Source organism: Streptomyces beihaiensis, assembly GCF_026274175.1.
In the GTDB taxonomy this organism is placed as follows: Bacteria; Actinomycetota; Actinomycetes; order Streptomycetales; family Streptomycetaceae; genus Streptomyces; species Streptomyces beihaiensis.
In genome coordinates this window covers 1-21137 of sequence record NZ_JAPHNL010000330.1, presented here as the reverse complement: position 1 = coordinate 21137, position 21137 = coordinate 1, and the positions used below count along the sequence as shown (strand labels likewise).

Annotated in this window: 17 protein-coding genes; 12 read left to right on the top strand and 5 right to left on the bottom strand. The window is 72.3% G+C overall.

Annotation, left to right across the window (positions count from 1 at the left end):
• Nucleotides 1–18: 18 nt before the first annotated feature.
• The gene (sigJ, locus tag OFY01_RS30580) at nt 19–963 is read right to left on the bottom strand and encodes an RNA polymerase sigma factor SigJ (RefSeq protein WP_266605448.1); all 945 of its coding nucleotides are present in this window, start codon (nt 961–963) and stop codon (nt 19–21) included.
• Between the two features lie 61 nt (nt 964–1024).
• On the opposite strand from sigJ, the gene OFY01_RS30575 reads away from it, so the two are divergent.
• The 3 genes from OFY01_RS30575 (at nt 1025) to OFY01_RS30565 (ending at nt 3175) form a co-directional block, all read left to right on the top strand.
• Nucleotides 1025–1798: an SDR family oxidoreductase gene (locus OFY01_RS30575; protein WP_266605446.1), complete on the top strand. Its 774-nt coding sequence runs from the start codon at nt 1025–1027 to the stop codon at nt 1796–1798.
• Between the two features lie 232 nt (nt 1799–2030).
• Nucleotides 2031–2789 (top strand): hypothetical protein, encoded by a 759-nt coding sequence (locus OFY01_RS30570; protein WP_266605444.1) that lies wholly within the window; start codon nt 2031–2033, stop codon nt 2787–2789.
• Complete coding sequence (locus OFY01_RS30565; RefSeq protein ID WP_266605460.1) at nt 2789–3175, top strand: GntR family transcriptional regulator; 387 nt, start codon at nt 2789–2791, stop codon at nt 3173–3175. The genes OFY01_RS30570 and OFY01_RS30565 overlap by 1 nt, the downstream gene beginning before the upstream one ends.
• A gap of 48 nt (nt 3176–3223) precedes the next feature.
• Here the strand turns inward: OFY01_RS30565 and OFY01_RS30560 are convergent, their stop codons facing one another.
• From OFY01_RS30560 to OFY01_RS30550, 3 genes are all read right to left on the bottom strand, one after another.
• On the bottom strand, nt 3224–3583 hold the full coding sequence (locus OFY01_RS30560; RefSeq protein WP_266605442.1) for a hypothetical protein: 360 nt from the start codon (nt 3581–3583) through the stop codon (nt 3224–3226).
• Nucleotides 3584–3724: 141 nt separating this feature from the next.
• The gene (locus tag OFY01_RS30555) at nt 3725–3910 is read right to left on the bottom strand and encodes a hypothetical protein (RefSeq protein WP_266605441.1); all 186 of its coding nucleotides are present in this window, start codon (nt 3908–3910) and stop codon (nt 3725–3727) included.
• A 192-nt stretch (nt 3911–4102) separates the two neighbouring features.
• Nucleotides 4103–7105, bottom strand: a complete 3003-nt coding sequence (locus tag OFY01_RS30550) for an AfsR/SARP family transcriptional regulator (protein WP_266605439.1) — start codon at nt 7103–7105, stop codon at nt 4103–4105.
• Nucleotides 7106–7345: 240 nt separating this feature from the next.
• On the opposite strand from OFY01_RS30550, the gene OFY01_RS30545 reads away from it, so the two are divergent.
• The 7 genes from OFY01_RS30545 to OFY01_RS30515 all read left to right on the top strand — a co-directional run bounded on the left by OFY01_RS30545 (nt 7346) and on the right by OFY01_RS30515 (nt 17644).
• Nucleotides 7346–8659: an amidohydrolase family protein gene (locus tag OFY01_RS30545; protein ID WP_266605438.1), complete on the top strand. Its 1314-nt coding sequence runs from the start codon at nt 7346–7348 to the stop codon at nt 8657–8659.
• Nucleotides 8659–9591, top strand: a complete 933-nt coding sequence (locus tag OFY01_RS30540; protein ID WP_266605436.1) for an LLM class F420-dependent oxidoreductase — start codon at nt 8659–8661, stop codon at nt 9589–9591. The genes OFY01_RS30545 and OFY01_RS30540 overlap by 1 nt, the downstream gene beginning before the upstream one ends.
• A gap of 29 nt (nt 9592–9620) precedes the next feature.
• Nucleotides 9621–10400 (top strand): SDR family NAD(P)-dependent oxidoreductase, encoded by a 780-nt coding sequence (locus OFY01_RS30535; protein WP_266605435.1) that lies wholly within the window; start codon nt 9621–9623, stop codon nt 10398–10400.
• A 111-nt stretch (nt 10401–10511) separates the two neighbouring features.
• Nucleotides 10512–11627, top strand: a complete 1116-nt coding sequence (locus OFY01_RS30530; protein WP_266605434.1) for an LLM class flavin-dependent oxidoreductase — start codon at nt 10512–10514, stop codon at nt 11625–11627.
• A gap of 93 nt (nt 11628–11720) precedes the next feature.
• A complete protein-coding gene (locus OFY01_RS30525) occupies nt 11721–13460 on the top strand; it encodes an N-acyl-D-amino-acid deacylase family protein (protein WP_266605432.1) in 1740 nt (579 codons plus the stop codon).
• Complete coding sequence (locus OFY01_RS30520) at nt 13457–14944, top strand: aldehyde dehydrogenase family protein (protein ID WP_266605430.1); 1488 nt, start codon at nt 13457–13459, stop codon at nt 14942–14944. The genes OFY01_RS30525 and OFY01_RS30520 overlap by 4 nt, the downstream gene beginning before the upstream one ends.
• An 81-nt stretch (nt 14945–15025) precedes the next feature.
• Complete coding sequence (locus OFY01_RS30515) at nt 15026–17644, top strand: bifunctional FO biosynthesis protein CofGH (protein ID WP_266605428.1); 2619 nt, start codon at nt 15026–15028, stop codon at nt 17642–17644.
• Between the two features lie 111 nt (nt 17645–17755).
• On the opposite strand, the gene OFY01_RS30510 is transcribed toward OFY01_RS30515, so the two are convergent.
• Complete coding sequence (locus OFY01_RS30510) at nt 17756–19021, bottom strand: IS701 family transposase (protein WP_456115293.1); 1266 nt, start codon at nt 19019–19021, stop codon at nt 17756–17758.
• A gap of 187 nt (nt 19022–19208) precedes the next feature.
• Here OFY01_RS30510 and OFY01_RS30505 point away from each other — a divergent pair, with 187 nt between their 5' ends.
• Nucleotides 19209–19934: an ABC transporter ATP-binding protein gene (locus OFY01_RS30505; protein WP_266605426.1), complete on the top strand. Its 726-nt coding sequence runs from the start codon at nt 19209–19211 to the stop codon at nt 19932–19934.
• A 14-nt stretch (nt 19935–19948) separates the two neighbouring features.
• Nucleotides 19949–21137: FtsX-like permease family protein (locus OFY01_RS30500; protein WP_266605425.1), on the top strand; the 1189-nt coding region annotated here is incomplete at its 3' end.

Below are 21137 nucleotides of genomic sequence, written 5' to 3'. Positions count from 1 at the left end.
AGCGGCGGACGGCGCCGATCACGCGAGTTGCGCGGCGGCGAACGCCAGCTTCGCCTCGTTGACGACGGTCCGTACGCCGACGATCCGTGCGGCAGCCGCCTGGCCGGTGCCGGCGCTGTGGGTGGTGCCGGCGGCTGTGCCGATCTCCAGTGCCACGACGGCGCGCAGGACGGAGCCCTCCCGGACCAGCAGCGCCGGTTCGCCGTTGACCTGGTCGACGTCGACGGTGACCGTCGACGCCTCGGGCCGTGCGGCGACGCCCAGCAGATAGCGCAGGACCTTGTCGCGGCCATGGATCGGGCGCCGCGCCGTCCTCGCGGCCCCTCCGCCGTCCGACCACGCCACCACTTCGGCGGCGAGCAGCTTCTCGAGCCCGGCGAGGTCACCTTGCGCGGCGGCCTTGAGGAAGGCGTCGACCATGGCCCGGTGGAGCTGGGGGGACACGTCGAAGCGTGGGCGCTCCCCGCTGACGTGTGTACGGGCGCGCCGGTGCAGCTGCCGCGAATTCGCCTCGCTGACACCGAGGATGTCGGCGACCTCGGCGTGGCTGTGCCCGAACGCCTCGCGCAGGACGAAGACCGCGCGTTCCGCGGGGGCCAGGCGTTCCAGCAGGACGAGGACGCCGAGCGACACGGTTTCCCGCTGTGCGAGGGTCTCCAGGGGGCCGAGGGCTCCGTCGCCGTCCCGGGTCAGGACGGGTTCGGGGAGCCAGGGGCCCACGTACCTCTCACGGCGCGCCCGCGCCGAGGCGAGTTCGTTCAGGCACAGGTTGGTGACGACCTTGGTCAGCCACGCCGCCGGAACCTCGACGCCTTCCGCCGCGCCGCTCCACCGCAGGTACGCCTCCTGCACGATGTCCTCGGCGGAGGCGGCGGAGCCGAGCAGCCGGTAGGCCAGGGCGAACAGGCGCGGCCGCTGCTCCTGGAACACCGTCAGCCGAGCGTCGTGGTCGGAGGATCCCATGGGCGTGATGCTAGATCGCCGGGTGGTGTCACGTTGCGAGGTGGCGCCCGGTCATGGGGGCATGACCAAGAAGACGATCCTGGTGACCGGCGGAACCGGCACGTTGGGGCGGGCCCTCGTACGGCGCCTCGCGGCCGATCACGACGACCACACGCGCGTGCTCACCCGCGCCCCCGAACCCACCCCCGCCACCGCCGCCCTGGACGGCCGGTCGGCCGTCGAGCTGATGACGGGTGACCTGATGACCGGTGTGGGCGTGGGCGAGGCCGTGGCGGGAGCGGACGTGATCGTGCACTGCGCCACGACCAACGGCCGCGACGACGTCGTGGCGACGCGGCACCTGGTCGACGCGGCGCTCGGGGCGGGCCGTCGACCGCACCTGATCTACGTCTCGATCGTCGGTGTCGACGTCGTCCCCCTCTCCTACTACCGCGCCAAGCTCGAAGCCGAGCAGCTGATCACGGAGTCCGGGCTGCCCTGGACGATCCAGCGGGTCACGCAGTTCCACGACCTGCTGGCCCGCGTCTTCGCCGCGCAGCGTCTCGTGCCGTGGACCACCGTGCCCGCCGGGTTCCGGTTCCAGCCGATCGACGTGCGGGACGTCGCCCGGCGCCTGGCCGACCTGGTCGCGGGCGAACCGGCCGGGCGGGCTCCTGACCTCGGCGGACCGCAGGTGCGCACCATGCGTGACCTGGCGAAGCTCTACCGTCGCCGTCCGGTGCTCCGCGTGCCGCTGCCGGGCGCGACGGCCCGCGCCATCGTCCAGGGCGGCAACCTCGCGCCCGGCCACGCGTACGGGGAGTTCTCCTTCGACGACTTCGTGGCGGGGCGGTGAGGGGCGGGCCGATGAGCGGCGGACGGTGAGCGACCGGGCGGTGAGCGACCGGACGGTGAGCGGCGGGATGCGTGGTGGCCGGTGCGCGGTGGCGGGTGCGGGGTGGCGGGTGCTCGGCGCGTGCGGGTGCCGCCGGTTGTATCGAGTGTTTGACACAAGAAGGCCGGCCGGGCAGGGTGTACCCGTTGTTTGTATCTAGTGGCTGATACAAGTGCCGTCTTCGGGGGTTCTCATGGCTGACACGGTTTCCGGTTCCGGTGCGTCGCGAGCGCGGACGCGCGCCGACCGGTGGGCGCGGCTCGGCGGGCCGGCGGCCGGTGTTCTCCTCTCCGTGTGGGTGGGGGAGAACACCGGGTCGCTCGGAGTCGGACTGTTGTCGGCGATCCCGGCCTTCGGGCTCTGCGCGGTGGGCGGCGTGCTGCTCGGCGAGTACGTCACCGCGCGGCCGCGGGGCCCGGTGCGTACGGCTGGGCTGGCGCCGCGCCGGGTGCGCGACCACGTGCCGCCCCGGTTGACGGCGGTGCTGGTCGTCGAGGCGGTTCTGCTCGTCGTCCTTCTCGGCGTCACGACCGCGCTGGGTTCCGCCGATGACATGGGCCGGGCGGGGCGCGAGCTGAGCATGACCTGTTCCGGTGTGACCGAGGCGTACGGGCCCTGGCCGGGCTCCTTCTACGCGGGCCCGGTGCTCGCTTCGGTGGCTCTCGCCTCCTTGGCCTGTGGGTACGCGCTGCGGAGGATCACCCGTCGGGCCGGCGAGGATCAGGAGCGGCGCGAGCGGGCGTCGGCGATCACGGCGGCGTGGGGGCTGGCGGTCTCCGTGCCGTTGGCCGGTGCGGCGCTCACGGCGGCCGGGGCGCTGCGGGGGATGAGCTGTGACGGCGCGGTGGGGAGCGTGGCCGTGTGGGTTCTGCTGCCCGTTTCGGCGATCGCACTCGGCACCGCGGTCCGGTGCCTGGTGGCCGCCTCGGTGCCGAACAGGGCCTCGCGGTGATGGCGCCCCGCCCCGGCGTCCGGGTGGAAACCGCGAGCCCCGTGCCCCCGTACGAGCAGATCCGTACCCAGCTCGCGGCGCTCATCTCGGCGGGACGGCTGCCGGAGGGCGAACGGCTGCCCGCCATCCGGCAGTTGGCGTCGGACCTGGGCCTGGCCTCGGGGACGGTCGCGCGGGCCTACCGCGAGCTGGAGGCGGCGGGCTTCGTACGGACCCGGCGGGGGGCGGGGACGCGGGTGGCGGCCCTGCCGGACGCGGTGGGGCGTGGCCCGTCCGCGGAGGACCTCGCGCGGCTGGCGCGGCGGTACCGGGACGAGGCGCGCGGGCTCGGGGCGGACGACGAGGCCATCGGGCGGGCGCTGCGGGATGTCCTGGGTGAGCGGTGAGCGGTGAGCGGGGGCGAGGCGAAAAGCGCCCTCGCGGGGCGCCTGCCGCTATGCGTGGAACTCGTGCACCAGCTCGATCTCGCCGACGATGTGGGCGTTGAACTCGTCCAACTCCTCGGCCGGGACCCATAGTTCGAGGATGGTACGGCCGCCCGCCCGCTGGACCGGGTAGCGGGCCAGGAAGGCGGTGTCGACCTCGAAGCGGGTGACGTAACCGGCGCCGTCGTGCCGGACGTTCCAGTCCCGGGCGATCTTGACGGCGTAGTCCTCGTTGAGGACCGGGTAGAAGATCGGCTGCTCGGGAAGGCGGGGCGGCCAGGCGCGCCAGCCCAGTTCGCGGACCAGGTCGAGTTCCACGGGGCCGGTGGGGCGCCACAGGGTCGTCGTCCGCGTCGGCTGGTCGGGCATGGTGGGCGCTCTCCTTCGGGCCGCCGTCGGCCTGGCCGGCGGGATGCCCGATGGTACCGGCCGCACGGGCCCGGACACGCCTCGGCCGCGGCGGCGCCCCCTCCGCGCCGTCGCGGCCGACCCCCGTTCAGGAAAGTTCGCTCAGGCCTCTTCGCCCGTCGCGTGGTTGTCCTGGGGAGACATGGTGCCGCTCGTCGAGGTGGCGCCCTCCAGCGCGGATATCTCCTCGCCGGTGGCGTGGTTGTCGAGCGCGGTGACCGCTTCCTCGCCGGTGGCGTGGTTGTCGAACGGGTTCATCTTGATGTCCGTCTTCTCGGCACTGCTCATGTTCTGCTCCCCTGTTGTGATGGGACGGAGCCCGCCCGGCAACTCCCCCGAGGGTCGCCGGACGGGCGTGCGAGGGCTGTTCACCTTAGTGGTGAGGCCCCACCGGTGACCCGTCTGCCCCCCGACGCGACGGATCGACACAGACGAGGGTGCCGGGCGGCGATAAACGAACGATGAACGTGCTCCCGCCGCCTACGCGGCGGCGGTCGGAGCGAGCAGACGGCGCAGCGACTCGGCCTCGGGAGAGCCCAACTCGTCGAAGATGGCGAGCGCTTCCTGCCAGCAGGCGCGGGCTCGTCCGGGCTGGTTCACACGGTGCAGGGACTGCCCGAGAACGGTCAGTACGTTGCCCCGTCGCCACTCCCCGCCGATGCCGCGCAGGACCGCGAGTGCCTGTTCGGCGAGCGTCGCCGACCTCGTCGGCTTCTGGCCGGCCAGGCTCGCTTCGGCGAGACGGAAGAGGGTCATGCCCTCCCAGAGCCGCTGGCGGCTGTCGCGGAAGACGTCGAGCGCTTCCTCGAGCCGTTCGGTCGCCTCGGCCAGTCTGCCCTGCCCGGTGAGGGCGAGTCCCAGGGCGTAGCGGCCGTTGGCGCCGCGCAGTGTATGCCCCAACTCGTCGTAGATGGCGATGCCTTGCTCGGCCAGTTCGACGGCGCTGCCCGCATTGCCCATGGCCAGGTGGATACGGGACAGATTGCAGAGCGCGCTGGCCTCGCCGGCCAGATTTCCGTCCGACTTGAAGTCCTCGATGGCCTGCTTGAGGTGGGTTTCGCCCTCGGCGTGCCGGTTCTGGTACAGGGCGATGATGCCGCGGTCGTTGGCCGCCCAGCAGCGCGGCGCGTGGTCGTGCGCGGCGTGTGCCAGGTCCAGCGCCTTGGAGGCTTCGCCGTCGGCGTGGGAGAAGCGGCCCGCGACCAGATGCACGCTGGTGAGCGTGACCAGAGCGCGGCTCTGCACGAGCGCGTCGCCCGCCTGTTCCGCCACCCGGTACAGGGAGAGCGCGACGGCCTCGTACTGCTTCGAGTTCGCGCCCGACTCCGCCAGGTCCTTCGCCGCCCACAGGAGGTCCACCGCCCGCCGGGACCTGGGGGGCTTCGCGCACTGCTGGGCAAAGGCGAGCAGGCTGTTCGCCTCTGCGTACAACCAGTCCTGGGCGCCATGCCGGTCATCGAACGTCAGGCCCGGATAGGACGTCCGCTCCAGGTGATCCACCAGCCGGTCCCCCGGCCGCTCGATCGCGTAAACCCCCGCCGCCGTGGCCAGGTAGAAGTCCAGGAGCCGCGACATCGCCGACTCCCTTTCCTCCGGCGGCTGTTCGTCGCGCTCGGCGCAGGCGCGCGCGTAGAGGCGGACCAGGTCGTGGTAGCGGTAGCGGCCGGGGGCCGCCGACTCCAGCAGGGACGTGTCGACCAGGGATTCGAGGATGTCCTCGGTGGTCTCCGGGTCCCGGTCCAGGACCGCCGCTGCCGCCGCCAGGGATATGTCCGGGCCGTCCGCGAGGCCCAGCAGGCGGAAGGCGCGGGCCTGGGCCGGTTCCAGTTGGCCGTAGCCGAGCTCGAACGTGGCCTTGACGGCCAGGTCGCCCGCCTGGAGCTCGTCGAGGCGACGCCGCTCGTCCGCCAACTTCGCCGCGAGGACCGACACCGTCCACGTGCGGCGGGCCGCCAGGCGGGAGGCCGCGATACGGATGGCCAGGGGGAGGAAGCCGCAGGCAGCCACCACGTCCAGGGCCGCTTCCCGCTCCGACGCCACCCGTTCCTCGCCCACGATCCGGGTGAACAGCAGCAGCGCCTCCTCCGGGGACATCACGTCCAGGTCCACCAGGTGCGCGCCCACCAGGTCGACCATGCGGACCCGGCCCGTGATCAGCGCGGCGCAGCCCTCCATGCCCGGCAGCAGCGGTCTCACCTGTGCCGCGTCCCGCGCGTTGTCGAGGAGGACCAGGACCCGTCGGCCGTCGAGCGTCGAGCGGTACAGCGCCGCTCGTTCCTCCAGCGTGTCCGGGATCGCCGTGTCCGGCGTGCCGAGCGCGCGCAGGAACGAGCCCAGGACCGTCTCGGGCTCCGCCGGTCTCGGGCCGGTGCCCTGAAGGTCCACGTACAGCTGGCCGTCGGGGAAGGCGGGGCGCGAGGCGTGGGCCACGTGGACGGCGAGGGTCGTCTTTCCGACGCCGCCGATGCCCGCCACCGCCGACACCGCCATCACCGAGCCCTCGCCGGACTCCGACGACGCCCCGGCCAGCACCTCGCTCAGTTCCGCCACGAACGACGAGCGGCCCGTGAAGTCCGGGACCGTCGCCGGGAGCTGGGCCGGGCGGATCGACACCGACGGCGGCTCGTCCGGCGGGGACGAGGGTTCCGCGAGGGCGGGGTCGGCCTGGAGGATGCGCTGCTGGAGCTCCGAGAGGCCCTGCCGGGGGTCCACGCCCAGTTCGTCCGCCAGGAGGCGGCGCGTGTCCGCGTAGACCGCCAGGGCCTCCGCCTGCCGTCCGCTCCTGTACAGCGCCAGCATCAGGAGTTCGCGCAGGCGCTCGCGCAGCGGGTGGGCCGCCGTGAGCGCCGTCAGCTCCGAGACCGCCTCCGCGTGGCAGCCCTGTTCCAGATCCATGTCGAGACGGGACTCGATCAGTTGCAGGCGCCACTCGTTCAGGCGGGCGCGCTGCGTCTGGGCGTACGGGCCCGGCACGTTCGCCAGCGGTTCACCGTCCCACAGGTCCAGCGCCTTGCTGACCAGGGAGCGGGCCTGGGCCAGGTTCCCGCACTGGCGGGACTTCTCCGCCTCGGCCCACAGGCTCTCCGCCGCCGTCAGGTCCAGTGAGTCCGGGCTGAAGCAGCGGATGGCGTACCCGCCGGACTCGCTGACCAGCACCCCGGGGTCGAGGATCTTGCGGAGGCGTGAGGCGTAGGTGCGCAGCGCCGCCAGGGCCTGCGAGGGAGGCTCGTCGCCCCACACCGCGTCGATCAGTTCGCTCGCCGTCGCCGTGCGGCCGTCGCGCAGCAGCAACGCGGCCAACAGCGCGCGCTGCTGCGGTGAGCCGGTCGCCAGCGGCCGCCCCTCGCGCCACGCGCGGACCGGGCCGAGCACACTGAAACGCAGGTCCGCGCCCGGCCCGGCCCCCGGGGCGGTGGCGCGTGCGGACTCTCCCGGTGCGCCGGACCGCCGCCGCTGCTCCGGTACCCGCGGTGCGCCGTCCATCGTCGCTGCCCCCTGCCCCTGCCTGCCGCACAGTCGCGTGTTCCCTGTCGTCCAGACGGCGCGCCGCCGATTCGCCGAACCGTCATGGGCAACTACGACAGTTTGCCTTGTTCGCGGCGCATACGTCAGCCGCGCGAGGCAGCCATCACAGACACCTCACGCCTGACGTCCTCCGATGTCCTCCGATGTCCTCCACACCGACTAGCTGACGGGTCGTCAGATCGGCGCTACGGTGAGGCCATGGAGACCCCGGAGCCCGAAATCGCCGCACATCGCCGCCACGACACCGATCTTCAGTCCTCCCCGCCCTCCCCGCCCTCCCGGCCCGCCCCGGCCTCGCCGCCCTTCCCGCGCATCATCTCCGTCGACGACCACACCGTCGAACCCCCGGCCGTCTGGGCCGACCGGCTCCCCGCCAAGTACCAGGACACCGGGCCCCGTGTCGTCCGCGCCCCCTTGAAGGACATGTCCTTCCTCGGCGGGAAGTTCGCGCCGGTCATGGGCGCTCCCGGGGACGACGGGCCCGTCGGGGACTGGTGGGTCTACGAAGACCTGCACCGGCCGCTCACCCGCCTCGACACCGCCGTCGGCTACGACAGGGACGAGATCAGGCTCGAAGTCATCACGTACGAGCAGATGCGTCCCGGCTCGTACGACGTCCCGGCCCGCCTCGCCGACATGGACGTCAACCACGTCCAGTCGGCCCTGTGCTTCCCCACCTTCCCGCGCTTTTGCGGCCAGACCTTCACCGAGGCCGAGGACCGTGAGCTGGGGCTGCTGTGCGTGCGCGCCTACAACGACTGGATGGTGGAGGAGTGGTGCGGGCCGCGGGCCGGCGGGCGGCTGATACCCCTCACCCTCGTGCCCCTGTGGGACGCCGGGCTCGCCGCCGCCGAGGTGCGCCGCAACGCCGCGCGCGGTGTGCGCGCCGTCGCCTTCTCCGAGATACCGCCGCACCTCGGGCTGCCGTCGGTGCACACCGACGAATGGGACCCGTTCCTCGCGGCCTGCGACGAGACCGGGACCGTCATCGCCATGCACATCGGCTCCAGCAGCAGGATGCCGTCCACGTCGCCGGACGCGCCGCCCGCCGTCGGCTCCACCATCACCTTCGCCAACTGCTGCTTCTCGATGGTCGACTGGCTGATGAGCGGCAAGTTCGAGCGCTTCCCGAATCTGCGCGTCATGTACGCCGAGGGGCAGATCGGCTGGATCCCGTACGTCATCGAGCGCGCCGACGTGGTGTGGGAGGAGAACCGCGGCTGGGGCGGCGTCGCGGACAGGGTGCGCAGGCGGCCCAGCGAGTACTTCGCCGAGCACGTCTTCGGCTGCTTCTTCGACGACGCCTTCGGCCTGCGCAACCTCGACTCCATCGGGGTCGGCAACGTCCTGTACGAGACCGACTACCCGCACTCCGACTCGACCTGGCCCAAGTCGCGCGAGGTCGGCGAGGCGCAGATGGGGCATCTGGCGCCGGACGTGGTGGAGCGGATCGTGCGCGGGAACGCCATCGATCTGCTCGGACTGTCCCCGGAAGGGCTGTGGGTGGCCTGATGGGGACCTCGCTCGCGTACGGGATGCAGCTCCCCGTCCAGTCGCAGTCCACCCTGTACGCCGAGGCATGGGAGGCCGGGGCGGGCGTCGAGGACCTCGTCGAGGTCGCCCGCACCGCCGACCGCTGCGGCTTCGACTACATCGCCTGCTGCGACCACGTCGCCATCCCGCGCCGCCTCGCCGACACGATGAGCACGGTCTGGTACGACCCCGTCGCCACGCTCGCCCATCTCGGCGCCGTCACCGAACGGGTGCGGCTCATGACCCACGTGGCGATCGTCGCCCTGCGCCATCCGCTCGCCGCCGCCAAGCAGTACGCGACGCTCGACCACCTCTGCGGCGGCCGCCTCGTCCTCGGCGTCGGCGCCGGGCACGTGCGGGAGGAGTTCGAGGCGCTCGGCGTCGACTTCGCCGGGCGGGGCGCCGTCCTCGACGAGACCGTGGACGCGCTGAGGGCCGCCCTCGGGCCGCGGGAGTATCCGCGGTTCAAGGGAGAGCGGTACGCCTTCGAGGGGCTCGGGCAGCGGCCCCGGCCCGCCCAGCGCCGCGTACCGGTCTGGGTGGGCGGTTCCTCCGCCCCCGCGCTGCGCCGGGCCGCGCTGCGCGGCGACGGGTGGCTGCCGCAGGGCGACCCGCGCGACCGGCTGCCCGGCCGGATCGAACGGCTGCGGCGGCTGCGCGGCGAGGCGGGGATCGAGGAACCGTTCACCGTCGGCGCGATCGTCGAGCCGCTGTACGTGGGCCGGCCGTCCTGGAACGTCGGGCGGCGCACGCTGAGCGGGGGCGCGGACGAGCTGGCTCAGTCGTTGCGCGCGTACCCGGCCATGGGGGTCGACCAGATCCAGGTGCGGTTCCGCAGCCGCGGCCGCGCCGAGCTCGTCGACCAGATGGCGGCCTTCGCGCGTGATGTGGCGCCGCGGATCACGGACTGACCGGACAGGGGAACGAGAGGGGAGAGACCATGGGCAAGCTCGACGGACGTGTCGTCCTCGTCACCGGCGCCGCGCGCGGGCAGGGCGAGCAGGAGGCCCGCCTGTTCACGGAGGAAGGGGCGAAGGTCGTCCTCGCCGATGTGCTCGACGGCCAGGGGGAGGCCGTCGCCGAGGAGTTGGGCGGACTCTACGTCCATCTCGACGTCGGCAGCGCGGACGACTGGGGGCGGGCCGTCGCCGAGGCGAAGGCCGCGTACGGGAAGATCGACGGGCTCGTCAACAACGCGGGGATACTCCGGTTCAACGAGCTCGTCTCCACGCCCCTCGACGAGTTCCAGCAGATCGTGCGGGTCAACCAGGTCGGCACCTTCCTCGGCATCAAGCACGTCGCGCCGCAGATCGCGGCGGCCGGTGGCGGGTCCATCGTCAACACCGCCTCGTACGCGGGGGTGACGGGCATGGCGTACGTGGGCGCGTACACCGCCACCAAGCACGCCGTCGTCGGCCTCACGCGGGTGGCCGCGATGGAGCTGGCCGGGCAGGGCATCCGGGTCAACGCCGTCTGTCCGGGCGCCATCGACACCGCCATGAGCAACCCCGCCCAGCTCGACCCGGAGGCCGACACCGAGGAGGCGGCCCGGGCGCTCGGCGAGCTGTACCGCAAGCTCGTGCCGCTGGGGCGGGTCGGCAGGCCGCAGGAGGTGGCGCGGCTCGCGCTGTTCCTCACGGCGGAGGACGAGTCCTCGTACATCACGGGCCAGCCGTTCGTGATCGACGGCGGATGGCTGGCGGGCGTCAGCGTTCTCTGACGCGGCGTCATGTATTGACCTCCCGCAGGCGCGGTGGAACAGTCGGGGCAGCTGATCTGACGGTGCGTCAGAAAATGTGCGTCAGACACTGGACTAGGACGGTGAACCTCCTTGGAATTCGGGCTCTTTGTACAGGGATACGTGGGCAAGCAGGCACTGACCGACCCGACGGCAGAGCACCGCGCGCTCATGAACGAGACCGAGTACGTCATCCAGGCGGACAAGTCCGGCTTCAAGTACGCCTGGGCGTCCGAGCACCACTTCCTGGAGGAGTACTCGCATCTGTCGGCCAACGACGTGTTCCTCGGATACCTCGCGCACGCGACGGACCGGATCCACCTCGGCTCCGGCATCTTCAACCCGCTCGCCCCGGTCAACCACCCCGTCAAGGTCGCCGAGAAGGTCGCCATGCTCGACCACCTCAGCGAGGGCCGGTTCGAGTTCGGCAGCGGGCGCGGTGCCGGAAGCCACGAGATCCTCGGCTTCCTGCCGGGCATCACCGACATGAACCACACCAAGGAGATCTGGGAAGAGACCATCGCCGAGTTCCCGAAGATGTGGCTCCAGGAGGAGTACGTCGGGTTCCAGGGCAAGCACTGGTCGCTGCCGCCGCGCAAGATCTTCCCCAAGCCGCACGGCAGGTCGCACCCCGCCATGTGGTACGCGGCCGGGTCCCCGCCCTCGTACGCCATGGCGGCCAGGAAGGGGCTGGGTGTGCTCGGGTTCAGCGTGCAGAAGGTCTCCGACATGGAGTGGGTCCTTGAGCAGTACAAGACCGCGATCCAGGACCCCGACCCGATCGGCGACTTCGTCAACGACAACGTGATGGTCACGTCGACCGCGATCTGCGCCGAGACGCACGACAAGGCCGTCGAGATCGCGGTGAACGGCGGCCTGAACTACCTCCAGTCGCTGGTCTTCCGCTACCACGACACGTTCCCGCGGCCCGAGGGGATTCCCCAGTGGCCCGAGATCCTGCCCGAGTACACGGCCGAGATCATCGAACTGCTCATCGCCGAGGAGCTGATGATCTGCGGTGACCCGGACGAGGTGCTGCGGCAGTGCAAGCGGTGGGAACAGGCCGGGGCGGACCAGCTGTCGTTCGGACTGCCGATCGGGATCTCGCACGAGGACACGCTCACCACGATCCGGCTGATCGGGGAGCACGTCATTCCGAAGATCGACACGGATCCGGTGCACCGGACCACCAGGTTCCGCAGGTCCTAGTCCGTCCGTGCCGCCCGCCCCGGGGCTCCGCCCCGAGTGGTGCCGCACCGCCTTGAGGCGCGCGCCCCATTTCCGGAAAGGAGACGTCCCCGCATGCTCGACCACCTGATCCAGGGCGCCACCGTCGTCGACGGCACCGGCGCCCCCGCCCGCGTCGCCGACGTCGGCATCCGCGACGGGCGGATCGCCGCCGTCGGACCGCCCGGCACCGTGACCGAGGAGGCCGGCGCCACCGAGGACGCCACGGGCCTCGTCCTCGCGCCCGGGTTCGTCGACCCGCACACGCACTACGACGCCCAGCTCTTCTGGGACCCGTACGCGACGCCCTCCCTCAACCACGGTGTGACCACCGTGGCCGGCGGCAACTGCGGATTCACGCTCGCGCCGCTCAACCCACAGCGGCCGGGCGACGCCGACTACACGCGGCGGATGATGTCCAAGGTCGAGGGCATGTCCCTGGTGGCGCTTGAGGAGGGGGCGCCCTGGACGTGGCACTCGTTCGCCGAGTACCTCGACGCGCTCGACGGGCGCATCGCCGTCAACGCCGGGTTCATGGTCGGGCATTGCGCGCTGCGGCGATACGTCATGGGCGCGGACGCGGTGGGCGGGCAGCCGACCGAGGAGCAGATGGACGCGATGGTCGCGCTGCTGCACGACGCCCTGGAGGCGGGGGCGTGGGGGCTCTCCACGACCCAGTCGTCCACGCACTCCGACGGCGACGGCAGACCGGTCGCCTCGCGGCACGCGCTGCCCGCCGAACTGATCGCGCTCAGCAAGGCGGTCGGGGAGCACGAGGGCACGCAGATCGAGGCGATCGTCGCCGGGTGCCTGGACCAGTTCGGCGACGACGAGATCGACCTGCTCGTGGAGATGAGCGCCGCCGCCGGACGGCCCCTCAACTGGAACGTGCTGACCATCGACGCCGCCGTACCCGAGCGCGTACCGCGCCAGCTCGAAGCCAGTGAGCGGGCACGGAAGGCGGGCGGGCGGATCGTCGCGCTCACCATGCCGATCCTGACCCCGATGAACATGTCCCTGGGCACGTTCTGCGCGCTCAACCTCATCCCCGGCTGGGGCGAGATCCTCGGTCTGCCGGTCGACGAGCGGATCGCCGGGCTGCGCGACCCGGACGTACGGGCCCGGATGCTGCGCCGCGCCGACAGCAAGGAGGCCGGAGTCTTCCGGCGGCTCGCGAACTTCGGGCGGTACGTCATCGGGGACACGTACTCCCCGGCGAACGAGGGGCTGACCGGGCGCGTGGTGCGGGACATCGCCGCCGAGCGGGGGCAGGAACCCTTCGAGTGCCTGGTCGAGATATGCGCCGACGACCGTCTCCGTACGGTTCTTTGGCCCATGCCCACCGACAACGACCCCGGCTCGTGGGCGCTGCGGGCCCGGACGTGGCAGCACGAGGACGTGATGCTCGGCGGATCGGACGCCGGGGCGCATCTGGACCGGATGTGCGGGGCGCCGTACACGACACGGTTCATCGGGGACTGTCTGCGCGGGCGGAAGCTGCTCGGCCTCGAACAGGCGGTGAAGATGCTCACCGACGACCCGGCCCGGCTGTTCGGGCTGCGGGAGCGCGGGCAGGTGCGGGAGGGCTGGCACGCGGACCTGGTCCTGTTCGACCCCGAGACCGTCGACGCGGGCCGGGCGCAGCTCGTCCACGACCTGCCGGGCGACAGCCCCCGGCTCGACTCCAGGGCGCTCGGCGTCAAGGCCGTGTGGGTCAACGGCGTCGAGGCGATACGTGACGACGCGGTGAGCGGGGCGGTGCCGGGAAAGGTGCTCAGGTCGGGACGGGACACGCGGACGGTGAGCACGAGATGAGCGTCGACAGGGGCAGGTTGTTCATCGGCGGGGCGTGGGTCGAGCCGGACGCCGGGCACTACGACGTGGTCGACCCGGCGAGCGAGGAGGCGGTCGGCAGGGCGCCCGAGGCATCCGCGCGGCAGGTGCGCGACGCCGCCCGCGCGGCCCGCGACGCCTTCGGACCGTGGTCCCGTACGAAGCCGGAGGAGCGCGCGGCGATCCTCGACCGGGCCGCCGACGTGATGCAACGGGACTTCGCCGCCAACGCCGAGCTCGCGCAGGCGGAGACCGGGGCGACCCCGGGGACCGCGCGCGGCATGCAGGTCGCGGTGGGCGTGGCGCGGTTCCGGCGGTACGCGCGCGGCGCGCTCGAACCCGTGGAGGAGGGGCTGACGCCGCAGATCAGCGAGGCCGGGCCGATGGGCAGGGCGGGCGTCACGGGCGCGCTCGCCGTGCGGCAGCCGGTGGGCGTGGTCACCTGCATCACGTCGTACAACAATCCGTGGGCCAACCCGGCCGGCAAGATCGCCCCGGCGCTCGCGATGGGCAACACGGTCGTCGTCAAGCCCGCACCGCAGGACCCGCTCTCGGTCTACCGGATGGCGGCGGCCCTGGAGGAGGCGGGCGTCCCCGAGGGCGTGGTGAACGTCGTCTCCGGGCAGTCGCCGGCCGTCGGCGAGGCGGCCGTCGACTCGCCGGACGTCGACATGGTCAGCTTCACCGGCTCCACGGCCGTCGGACAGCGGATCGGCGAGGTGTGCGGGCGCGGCATCAAGCGGCAGCTGATGGAGCTGGGCGGGAAGGGCGCCGCGCTCGTCCTCGACGACGCCGACCTGGACTCGGCGGTCGCCGGCATCGGCACGACGTACGCCTTCTACAGCGGGCAGATCTGTACGGCGCCGACGCGCGCGATCGTGCACCGGTCCGTGTACGAGGAGTTCGTGGCGAAACTCTCCGCCTACATCGGCCACATGAAGGTCGGCGACCCGAGGGAGAAGGGCACGGTGGTCGGCCCCGTGATCTCGGCGGCGCACCGCGACCGGATCGAGTCGTACGTCGAACTGGGCCGCAAGGAGGGCGCGACGGTCGTCGCGGGCGGCGAACGCCCGCAGGGCCGCGGCCTGGACACCGGCTTCTACGTCGCCCCGACGCTGCTCGCCGACTGCACCCAGGAGATGCGGGTCGTACGGGAGGAGATCTTCGGCCCGGTCGTGACCGTCGTCCCCTACGACGGCGGCGACGGCGACAGCGGCGACGACGAGGCCGTCCGCCTCGCCAACGACTCCGACTACGGCCTCATCGACTACGTCTGGTCCGGCGACGTGGCCCGCGCCTTCCGGGTGGCCCGGCGGCTGCGGGCGGGCGGCGTCGGCGTGAACACGGTGGGCCGCAACATGGAGGCCCCGTTCGGCGGGTTCAAGAGGAGCGGTGTGGGCCGTGACGTGGGCTCGTACGCCCTGCACGCGTACAGCGAGTGGCAGGCGCTGGTGTGGCCGGGGTGACGGGAGCGGGCCGTGACGGGTGCCGGGGACGGCGGTGGCGGGGCGGCACGGCCCCGTCCGGCTCGCTCGTATGCTCGGTCCATGAGTGATGATCGGGACGCCGTACCCCAGACACCGGCAGCCGACCGACCCACCACCAACGCGATGCGCCGCGCGCTGAAACGAGCCAGGGACGGCGTCGCGCTCGACACCGCCGAGGCGGCCGTCCTGTTGCGGGCCCGCGGCGACGACCTGCGCGACCTGACCGCGTCCGCCGCGCGCGTGCGGGACGCGGGGCTCGCGGCGGCGGGTCGTCCTGGCGTCATCACGTACTCCAAGAGCGTCTTCGTCCCGCTGACCCGGCTGTGCCGCGACAAGTGCCACTACTGCACGTTCGTGACCGTCCCCGGCAAGCTGCGGCGGGCCGGACACGGGATGTTCATGTCGCCCGACGAGGTGCTCGACGTCGCCCGGCGCGGCGCCGAACTCGGCTGCAAGGAAGCCCTCATCACCCTCGGCGACAAGCCGGAGGAGCGCTGGCCCGAGGCCCGTGAGTGGCTGGACGCGCACGGTTACGACGACACCCTCGCCTACGTGCGCGCCATGGCGATCCGCATCCTGGAGGAGACCGGGCTGCTGCCCCACCTCAACCCGGGCGTGCTGACGTGGACCGACTTCCAGCGGCTCAAGCCCGTCGCGCCCAGCATGGGCATGATGCTGGAGACCACCGCCGAGCGGCTGTGGGCCACGCCCGGCATGCCGCACCACGGCTCACCGGACAAGGAACCGGCCGTACGGCTGCGGGTGCTGGAGGACGCGGGCCGCTCATCGGTGCCCTTCACCTCCGGGCTGCTCATCGGGATCGGCGAGACGTACGAGGAGCGCGCCGAGTCGCTGTTCGCGCTGCGCCGCGTGGCCCGCTCCTACCACGGTGTGCAGGAGCTGATCATCCAGAACTTCCGCGCCAAGCCGGACACGGCGATGCGCGGGATGCCCGACGCGGACCTCGACGACCTGGTCGCCACCATCGCGGTCGCCCGGCACATCATGGGCCCGGCGGGGAACATCCAGGCGCCGCCCAACCTCGTCGACGGCGAGTACGCGCGGATCGTCGCGGCCGGGATCGACGACTGGGGCGGGGTCTCCCCGGTCACCATCGACCACGTCAACCCGGAGAAGCCGTGGCCGAAGCTGGAGGAGCTGGCCGCCAGGTCCGCGCAGGCCGGTTTCGAGCTGCGCGAACGCCTCTGCGTCTACCCGGAGTTCGTGACGCGCGGCGAACCGTGGCTCGACCCGCGGCTGCTGCCCCACGTCCGCGCCCTCGCCGACCCGGTCACCGGCCTGGCCGTGCCGGACGCCCCGGTCGTCGGCCGCCCCTGGCAGGAGCCGGACGAGGAGTTCGCGGTGGCCGCGCCGACCGGCCGCACCGACCTGCACCGCACCATCGACACCGAGGGCCGCACCACCGACCGCCGCGACGACTTCGACGAGGTCTACGGCGACTGGGAGGCGCTGCGCGAACAGGCCGCGCCCGGCATGGTGCCCGAACGCATCGACGGCGACGCCCGCGAAGCCCTCGCCGTGGCCGCCGACGACCCGACCCGCCTCACCGACGAGCAGGCCCTCGCCCTGCTCCACGCCGACGGGCCCGCGCTCGACGCGCTCTGCTCGGTCGCGGACGACATCCGCGCCTCGGCGGTCGGCGACGACGTCACGTACATCGTCACCCGCAACATCAACTTCACCAACGTCTGTTACACCGGCTGCCGTTTCTGCGCCTTCGCCCAGCGGCGCACGGACGCCGACGCGTACACCCTCTCCCTCGGCCAGGTCGCCGACCGGGCCCAGCAGGCGTGGGACGTGGGGGCGGTGGAGGTCTGCATGCAGGGCGGCATCCACCCGGACCTGCCCGGGACCGCCTACTTCGACATCGCGAAGGCGGTCAAGGAGCGGGTGCCCGGCATGCATGTGCACGCCTTCTCGCCGATGGAGGTCGTCAACGGCGCGACCCGCACCGGACTGTCGATCCGCGAGTGGCTGAGCGCGGCGAAGGAGGCGGGCCTCGACTCGATCCCCGGAACAGCCGCCGAGATCCTCGACGACGAGGTCCGCTGGGTCCTCACCAAGGGCAAACTGCCCACCGCCACCTGGATCGAGGTCGTCAAGGCCGCGCACGAACTGGGCATCCGCTCCTCGTCGACCATGATGTACGGGCATGTGGACCAGCCCCGGCACTGGCTCGGGCATCTGCGCACCCTGGCCGCGATCCAGCAGGAGACCGGTGGCTTCACGGAGTTCGTGACGCTGCCCTTCATCCACACCAACGCGCCGGTGTACCTGGCGGGGATCGCCCGCCCCGGCCCGACGACACGGGACAACCGGGCGGTCACCGCCATGGCGCGCGTCCTGCTCCACCCGCACATCCCCAACATCCAGACCAGCTGGGTGAAGCTGGGGACCGAGGGCGCCGCCGAGATGCTGCGCTCCGGCGCCAACGACCTGGGCGGCACCCTGATGGAGGAGACCATCTCCCGGATGGCCGGGTCCTCGTACGGCTCGTACAAGTCGGTCAAGGACCTGGTGGCCGTGGCCGACGCGGCGGGCCGCCCGGCGAAGCCACGCACGACGCTGTACGGGGAGGTGCCCGAGGAGCGGGTGCGCGCGGCCCGCGCCTCGGACGGGCATCTGCCGGAACTGCTGCCGGTGTCGGGGGATGCCTAGTAGGGCTTGGTCATGTTGGTGCGGGGTCTGGCATGTCGCGGTGACAGGTGGGGCAGGCGCCGGTCCAGATCACGAGGAGTATCTGCAGCTCGCGGACGACTTGGTAGAGGCTCAGGCCGACGCCGTCTCTTTTGGGGATCGGCTCAGCCGTTGCAGGGTGCAGAAGGCGTGGGCGACGGAGACGAGGGTGACGTGGTGGTGCCAGCCTGGCCAGGTCCGGCCTTCGAAGTGGGCCAGGCCCAGGGCCTGTTTCATCTCGCGGTAGTCGTTCTCGATGCGCCAGCGGAGCTTCGCGGTGCGGACCAAGGTGGCCAGCGGGGTGGTCTCGGGCAGGTTGGAGAGCCAGAACTGCACGGGCTCGTCCTGGTCGGCGGGCCATTCGGCCAGCAGCCAGCGCACCGGAAGCCCCGTGTCGGCCGTGGCCTTGCGGATCTCACGTCCGGCGGGCCGGATCCGCAGGGCCACGAAGCGCGAGTACATGCGCTTGTGCCCGCTGCGGCCACTGCCCGGCCGTGATCCCTCCCTCCACTGCACCGGCCGCGCGGAAGCTTTGCCGGCCGCCATGACCAGGCTCTTCACCCGCTGGGCCGGATCGGGGTAGGCCGGGACCGGCGGTCGGCCCCGGCCGGTGTAGGCCGCCGTGCACGGCTGTACGTCCCGGGGCTGCGCGGTGGTCGTGGTGGAGATGCCCACCACGTAGTCGAGACCGCGTTCTTCCAGGCCGAGCCGGAAGGCGGCGGTGTCCCCATAGCCGCCGTCGGCGATGACCTGGGGCACCTCGATGCCCCAGGACCGCGTCTCGTCGATCATGTCGAGGGCCAGCTGCCACTTCTCGACATGGCCCGCCTGGGCGGGGATGGCGCACTTGGTCCGGCGGGCCACCTTGGCCGGATCGGCCTTCGGCGAGGCGGAATCCCAGCTCCCGGGCAGGAACAGACGCCAGTTCACCGCCGCCGAGGCGCCGTTCGAAGCCAGGTGCAGCGACACCCCGGCCTGGCAGTTGGTGACCTTCCCCGCGGTGCCGGTGTACTGCCTGCTCACGCACGCCGACGCGTCCCCGTCCTTGAGGAACCCGGTGTCATCGATGATCAGCGCGGTGGGCTTGATGACCGGCTGCATCCGCCAGGCCAGACGGGCCCGCACATGTGCCGCATCCCACGGGCTGGAGGTGACGAAGTGGGCCAGGGCCTGCCGGTTGCCGTCCTCGCCCAGACGGGCGGCCATCGGCTCCACCGACTTGCGCCCGCCGTCCAGCAACAGGCCCCGCAAATAGACCCCGCCCCACCGGCGCTGATCCGCCCGCGCGAACGGCTCGAACATCTCCGCCGCGAAGTCCTCCAGATCACACCGGACCGCAGCCAACTCCCCACCCAACACACCCGATCAACGACACAACCCATCAAGAAGACACGCCACCACGGACCACACATGACCAAGCACTACTAGCTCTTCCCCGCCGCTTGATTGGTCGAGTGCCCAAGGCGTACGCTTTGGGCACTCGACCAATCCGTTGCGACACGCATGCGACGCGCATGCTGAGGGTGAGAGGTGTGATGTGGACGAGGTGAGGGCACCCGTTCGGCGCCGCGGAAGCGTGCGGCTGCGCGGGGTGGACAAGACGTACGGAACCGCCGAGGCCGCCGTGCACGCGCTGCGCGGCGTCGATCTCGACATCGAGCCGGGGGAGCTGGTCGTGGTGCTCGGGCCCAGCGGGTCGGGGAAGACCACCCTGCTCAACCTCATCGGCGGGATCGAGGCCGCCGACGCCGGGCGGCTCGCCGTCGCCGAACAGGACATCAGCCACAGCAAACCGGCCTCGCTCACCGCGTTCCGCCGCGAGCACATCGGGTTCGTGTTCCAGTTCTTCAACCTCGTGCCGACGCTGACCGCCCGCGAGAACGTCGAGGTGATCGTCGAACTGACCGGGCGCGGCGACCGGGCGCGCGCCACCGAACTGCTCGAAGCCGTCGGGCTCGGCGACCGCACGGACCACTTCCCGGCCCAGATGTCCGGCGGCCAGCAGCAGCGTGTCGCCATCGCCCGCGCCCTGGTCACCGACCCGGACCTGCTGCTCGCCGACGAGCCGACCGGCGCCCTCGACACCGCCACCGGGCGCCGCATCCTGGAGCTGATGCAGCGCAGCAACCGCGAGGGCCGCACCGTCCTCATGGTCACCCACAACGCCGGCATCGCCGCGCTCGCCCACCGCGTCGTCCGTATGCGCGACGGGCGCGTGGAGTCCGTCGAACGGCAGGCCACGCCCGCCGACGTGTCCGCCGTGGAATGGTGAGGGGGCCGGCCGCCGTGCGACACGAACGCCCCGTACGCCACGTACTGCTCACCAAGACCCGGCGCGACCTGCGGCGCAGGCTCGCCCAGTTCGCCGCCGTCACCGTCACCGTCATGCTGGGCGTCACGCTCTTCGTCGCCAGCTACGACGCGTACCTCAACCTCGACGCGTCCTACGAACGCACCTACAGCCGCCTCCACTTCGCCGACCTCGTCGCCACCGCACCCGACGCGCGCACGCTCGCCGACCGCGTGCGCACCGCCGACGGCGTCGCCGCCGTCACCACCCGCACCCAGGCCGACCTGCCGCTCACCATCGGCGGCCTCAAGCTCGACGGGCGCGTCATCGGCCTGCCCGACAGCGGCAAGGCCCCGGCCGTCGACCGGATCGACGTCACGGACGGCCGCGCGCCCGCCGCGGGCGACACGAGCGGCGCCGTGATGGAACAGCACGCCGCGAAGACCTTCCACATCAAACCCGGCGACCGCGTCAGCGCCTACGACGGCCGCACCTGGCACACCCTGACCGTGCGCGGCATCGCCGAGTCGCCCGAGTACCTGTGGCCCGCCCGCAACCGGCAGGAGGCGCTCGCCGACCCGCACTCCTTCGCCGCCCTGTACGTGCCCGAGTCCACGGCCCGCGCTCTCTCCGGGGCCGCGAGCCCCGGCCAGGCGCTCGTCCGGTTCGCCCCGCACACCGGCTCCGCCACGGCCGACCGGATCACCGGCGAACTGCGCGCAGCGGGCGCGGTGCACGTGGAGCCGCGGGCGGACCAGCCGTCCAACTCCACGCTCGCCGAGGACCTCGCGGGCTTCAAGGAGATCGCGGTCGCCTTCCCGCTGCTCTTCCTGTCCGCCGCGGGCGTCGCCGCGTACGTGCTGATCACCCGGCTCGTCCTCGCCGAGCGGCGGATCATCGGCACCCTGCTCGCCGCCGGGGCGCGGCGCGGCGCCGTCGTACGCCACTACCTCAGCCACGCCGTCGTCTCCGCCACCGCGGGCGCGGTCGTCGGGGTCGTCCTCGGCGCCGTGGCCACCTCCGCCATGACCCGCGCCTACACCTCCGCGCTCGGCATCCCGGACACCGTCGTCGGGCAGCACGTGCCGACGACCCTGCTCGGCCTGGCCTTCGGGGTCGTCGTGGGCCTGGTCGCCGGGGGCGCGCCCGCGATCGCCGCCGCCCGCACCGCGCCCGCCGAGGCGA

Bases quoted from the DNA above. Each gene is read 5' to 3' on its own strand.
- OFY01_RS30525 (WP_266605432.1), top strand. From the start codon at position 11,721: ATGCTCGACCACCTGATCCAGGGCGCCACCGTCGTCGACGGCACCGGC.
- OFY01_RS30515 (WP_266605428.1), top strand. From the start codon at position 15,026: ATGAGTGATGATCGGGACGCCGTACCCCAGACACCGGCAGCCGACCGA.
- OFY01_RS30550 (WP_266605439.1), bottom strand. From the start codon at position 7,105: ATGGACGGCGCACCGCGGGTACCGGAGCAGCGGCGGCGGTCCGGCGCA.
- OFY01_RS30560 (WP_266605442.1), bottom strand. From the start codon at position 3,583: ATGCCCGACCAGCCGACGCGGACGACGACCCTGTGGCGCCCCACCGGC.
- OFY01_RS30540 (WP_266605436.1), top strand. From the start codon at position 8,659: ATGGGGACCTCGCTCGCGTACGGGATGCAGCTCCCCGTCCAGTCGCAG.
- sigJ (WP_266605448.1), bottom strand. From the start codon at position 963: ATGGGATCCTCCGACCACGACGCTCGGCTGACGGTGTTCCAGGAGCAG.
- OFY01_RS30570 (WP_266605444.1), top strand. From the start codon at position 2,031: ATGGCTGACACGGTTTCCGGTTCCGGTGCGTCGCGAGCGCGGACGCGC.
- OFY01_RS30520 (WP_266605430.1), top strand. From the start codon at position 13,457: ATGAGCGTCGACAGGGGCAGGTTGTTCATCGGCGGGGCGTGGGTCGAG.
- OFY01_RS30535 (WP_266605435.1), top strand. From the start codon at position 9,621: ATGGGCAAGCTCGACGGACGTGTCGTCCTCGTCACCGGCGCCGCGCGC.
- OFY01_RS30565 (WP_266605460.1), top strand. From the start codon at position 2,789: ATGGCGCCCCGCCCCGGCGTCCGGGTGGAAACCGCGAGCCCCGTGCCC.
- OFY01_RS30575 (WP_266605446.1), top strand. From the start codon at position 1,025: ATGACCAAGAAGACGATCCTGGTGACCGGCGGAACCGGCACGTTGGGG.
- OFY01_RS30545 (WP_266605438.1), top strand. From the start codon at position 7,346: ATGGAGACCCCGGAGCCCGAAATCGCCGCACATCGCCGCCACGACACC.
- OFY01_RS30555 (WP_266605441.1), bottom strand. From the start codon at position 3,910: ATGAGCAGTGCCGAGAAGACGGACATCAAGATGAACCCGTTCGACAAC.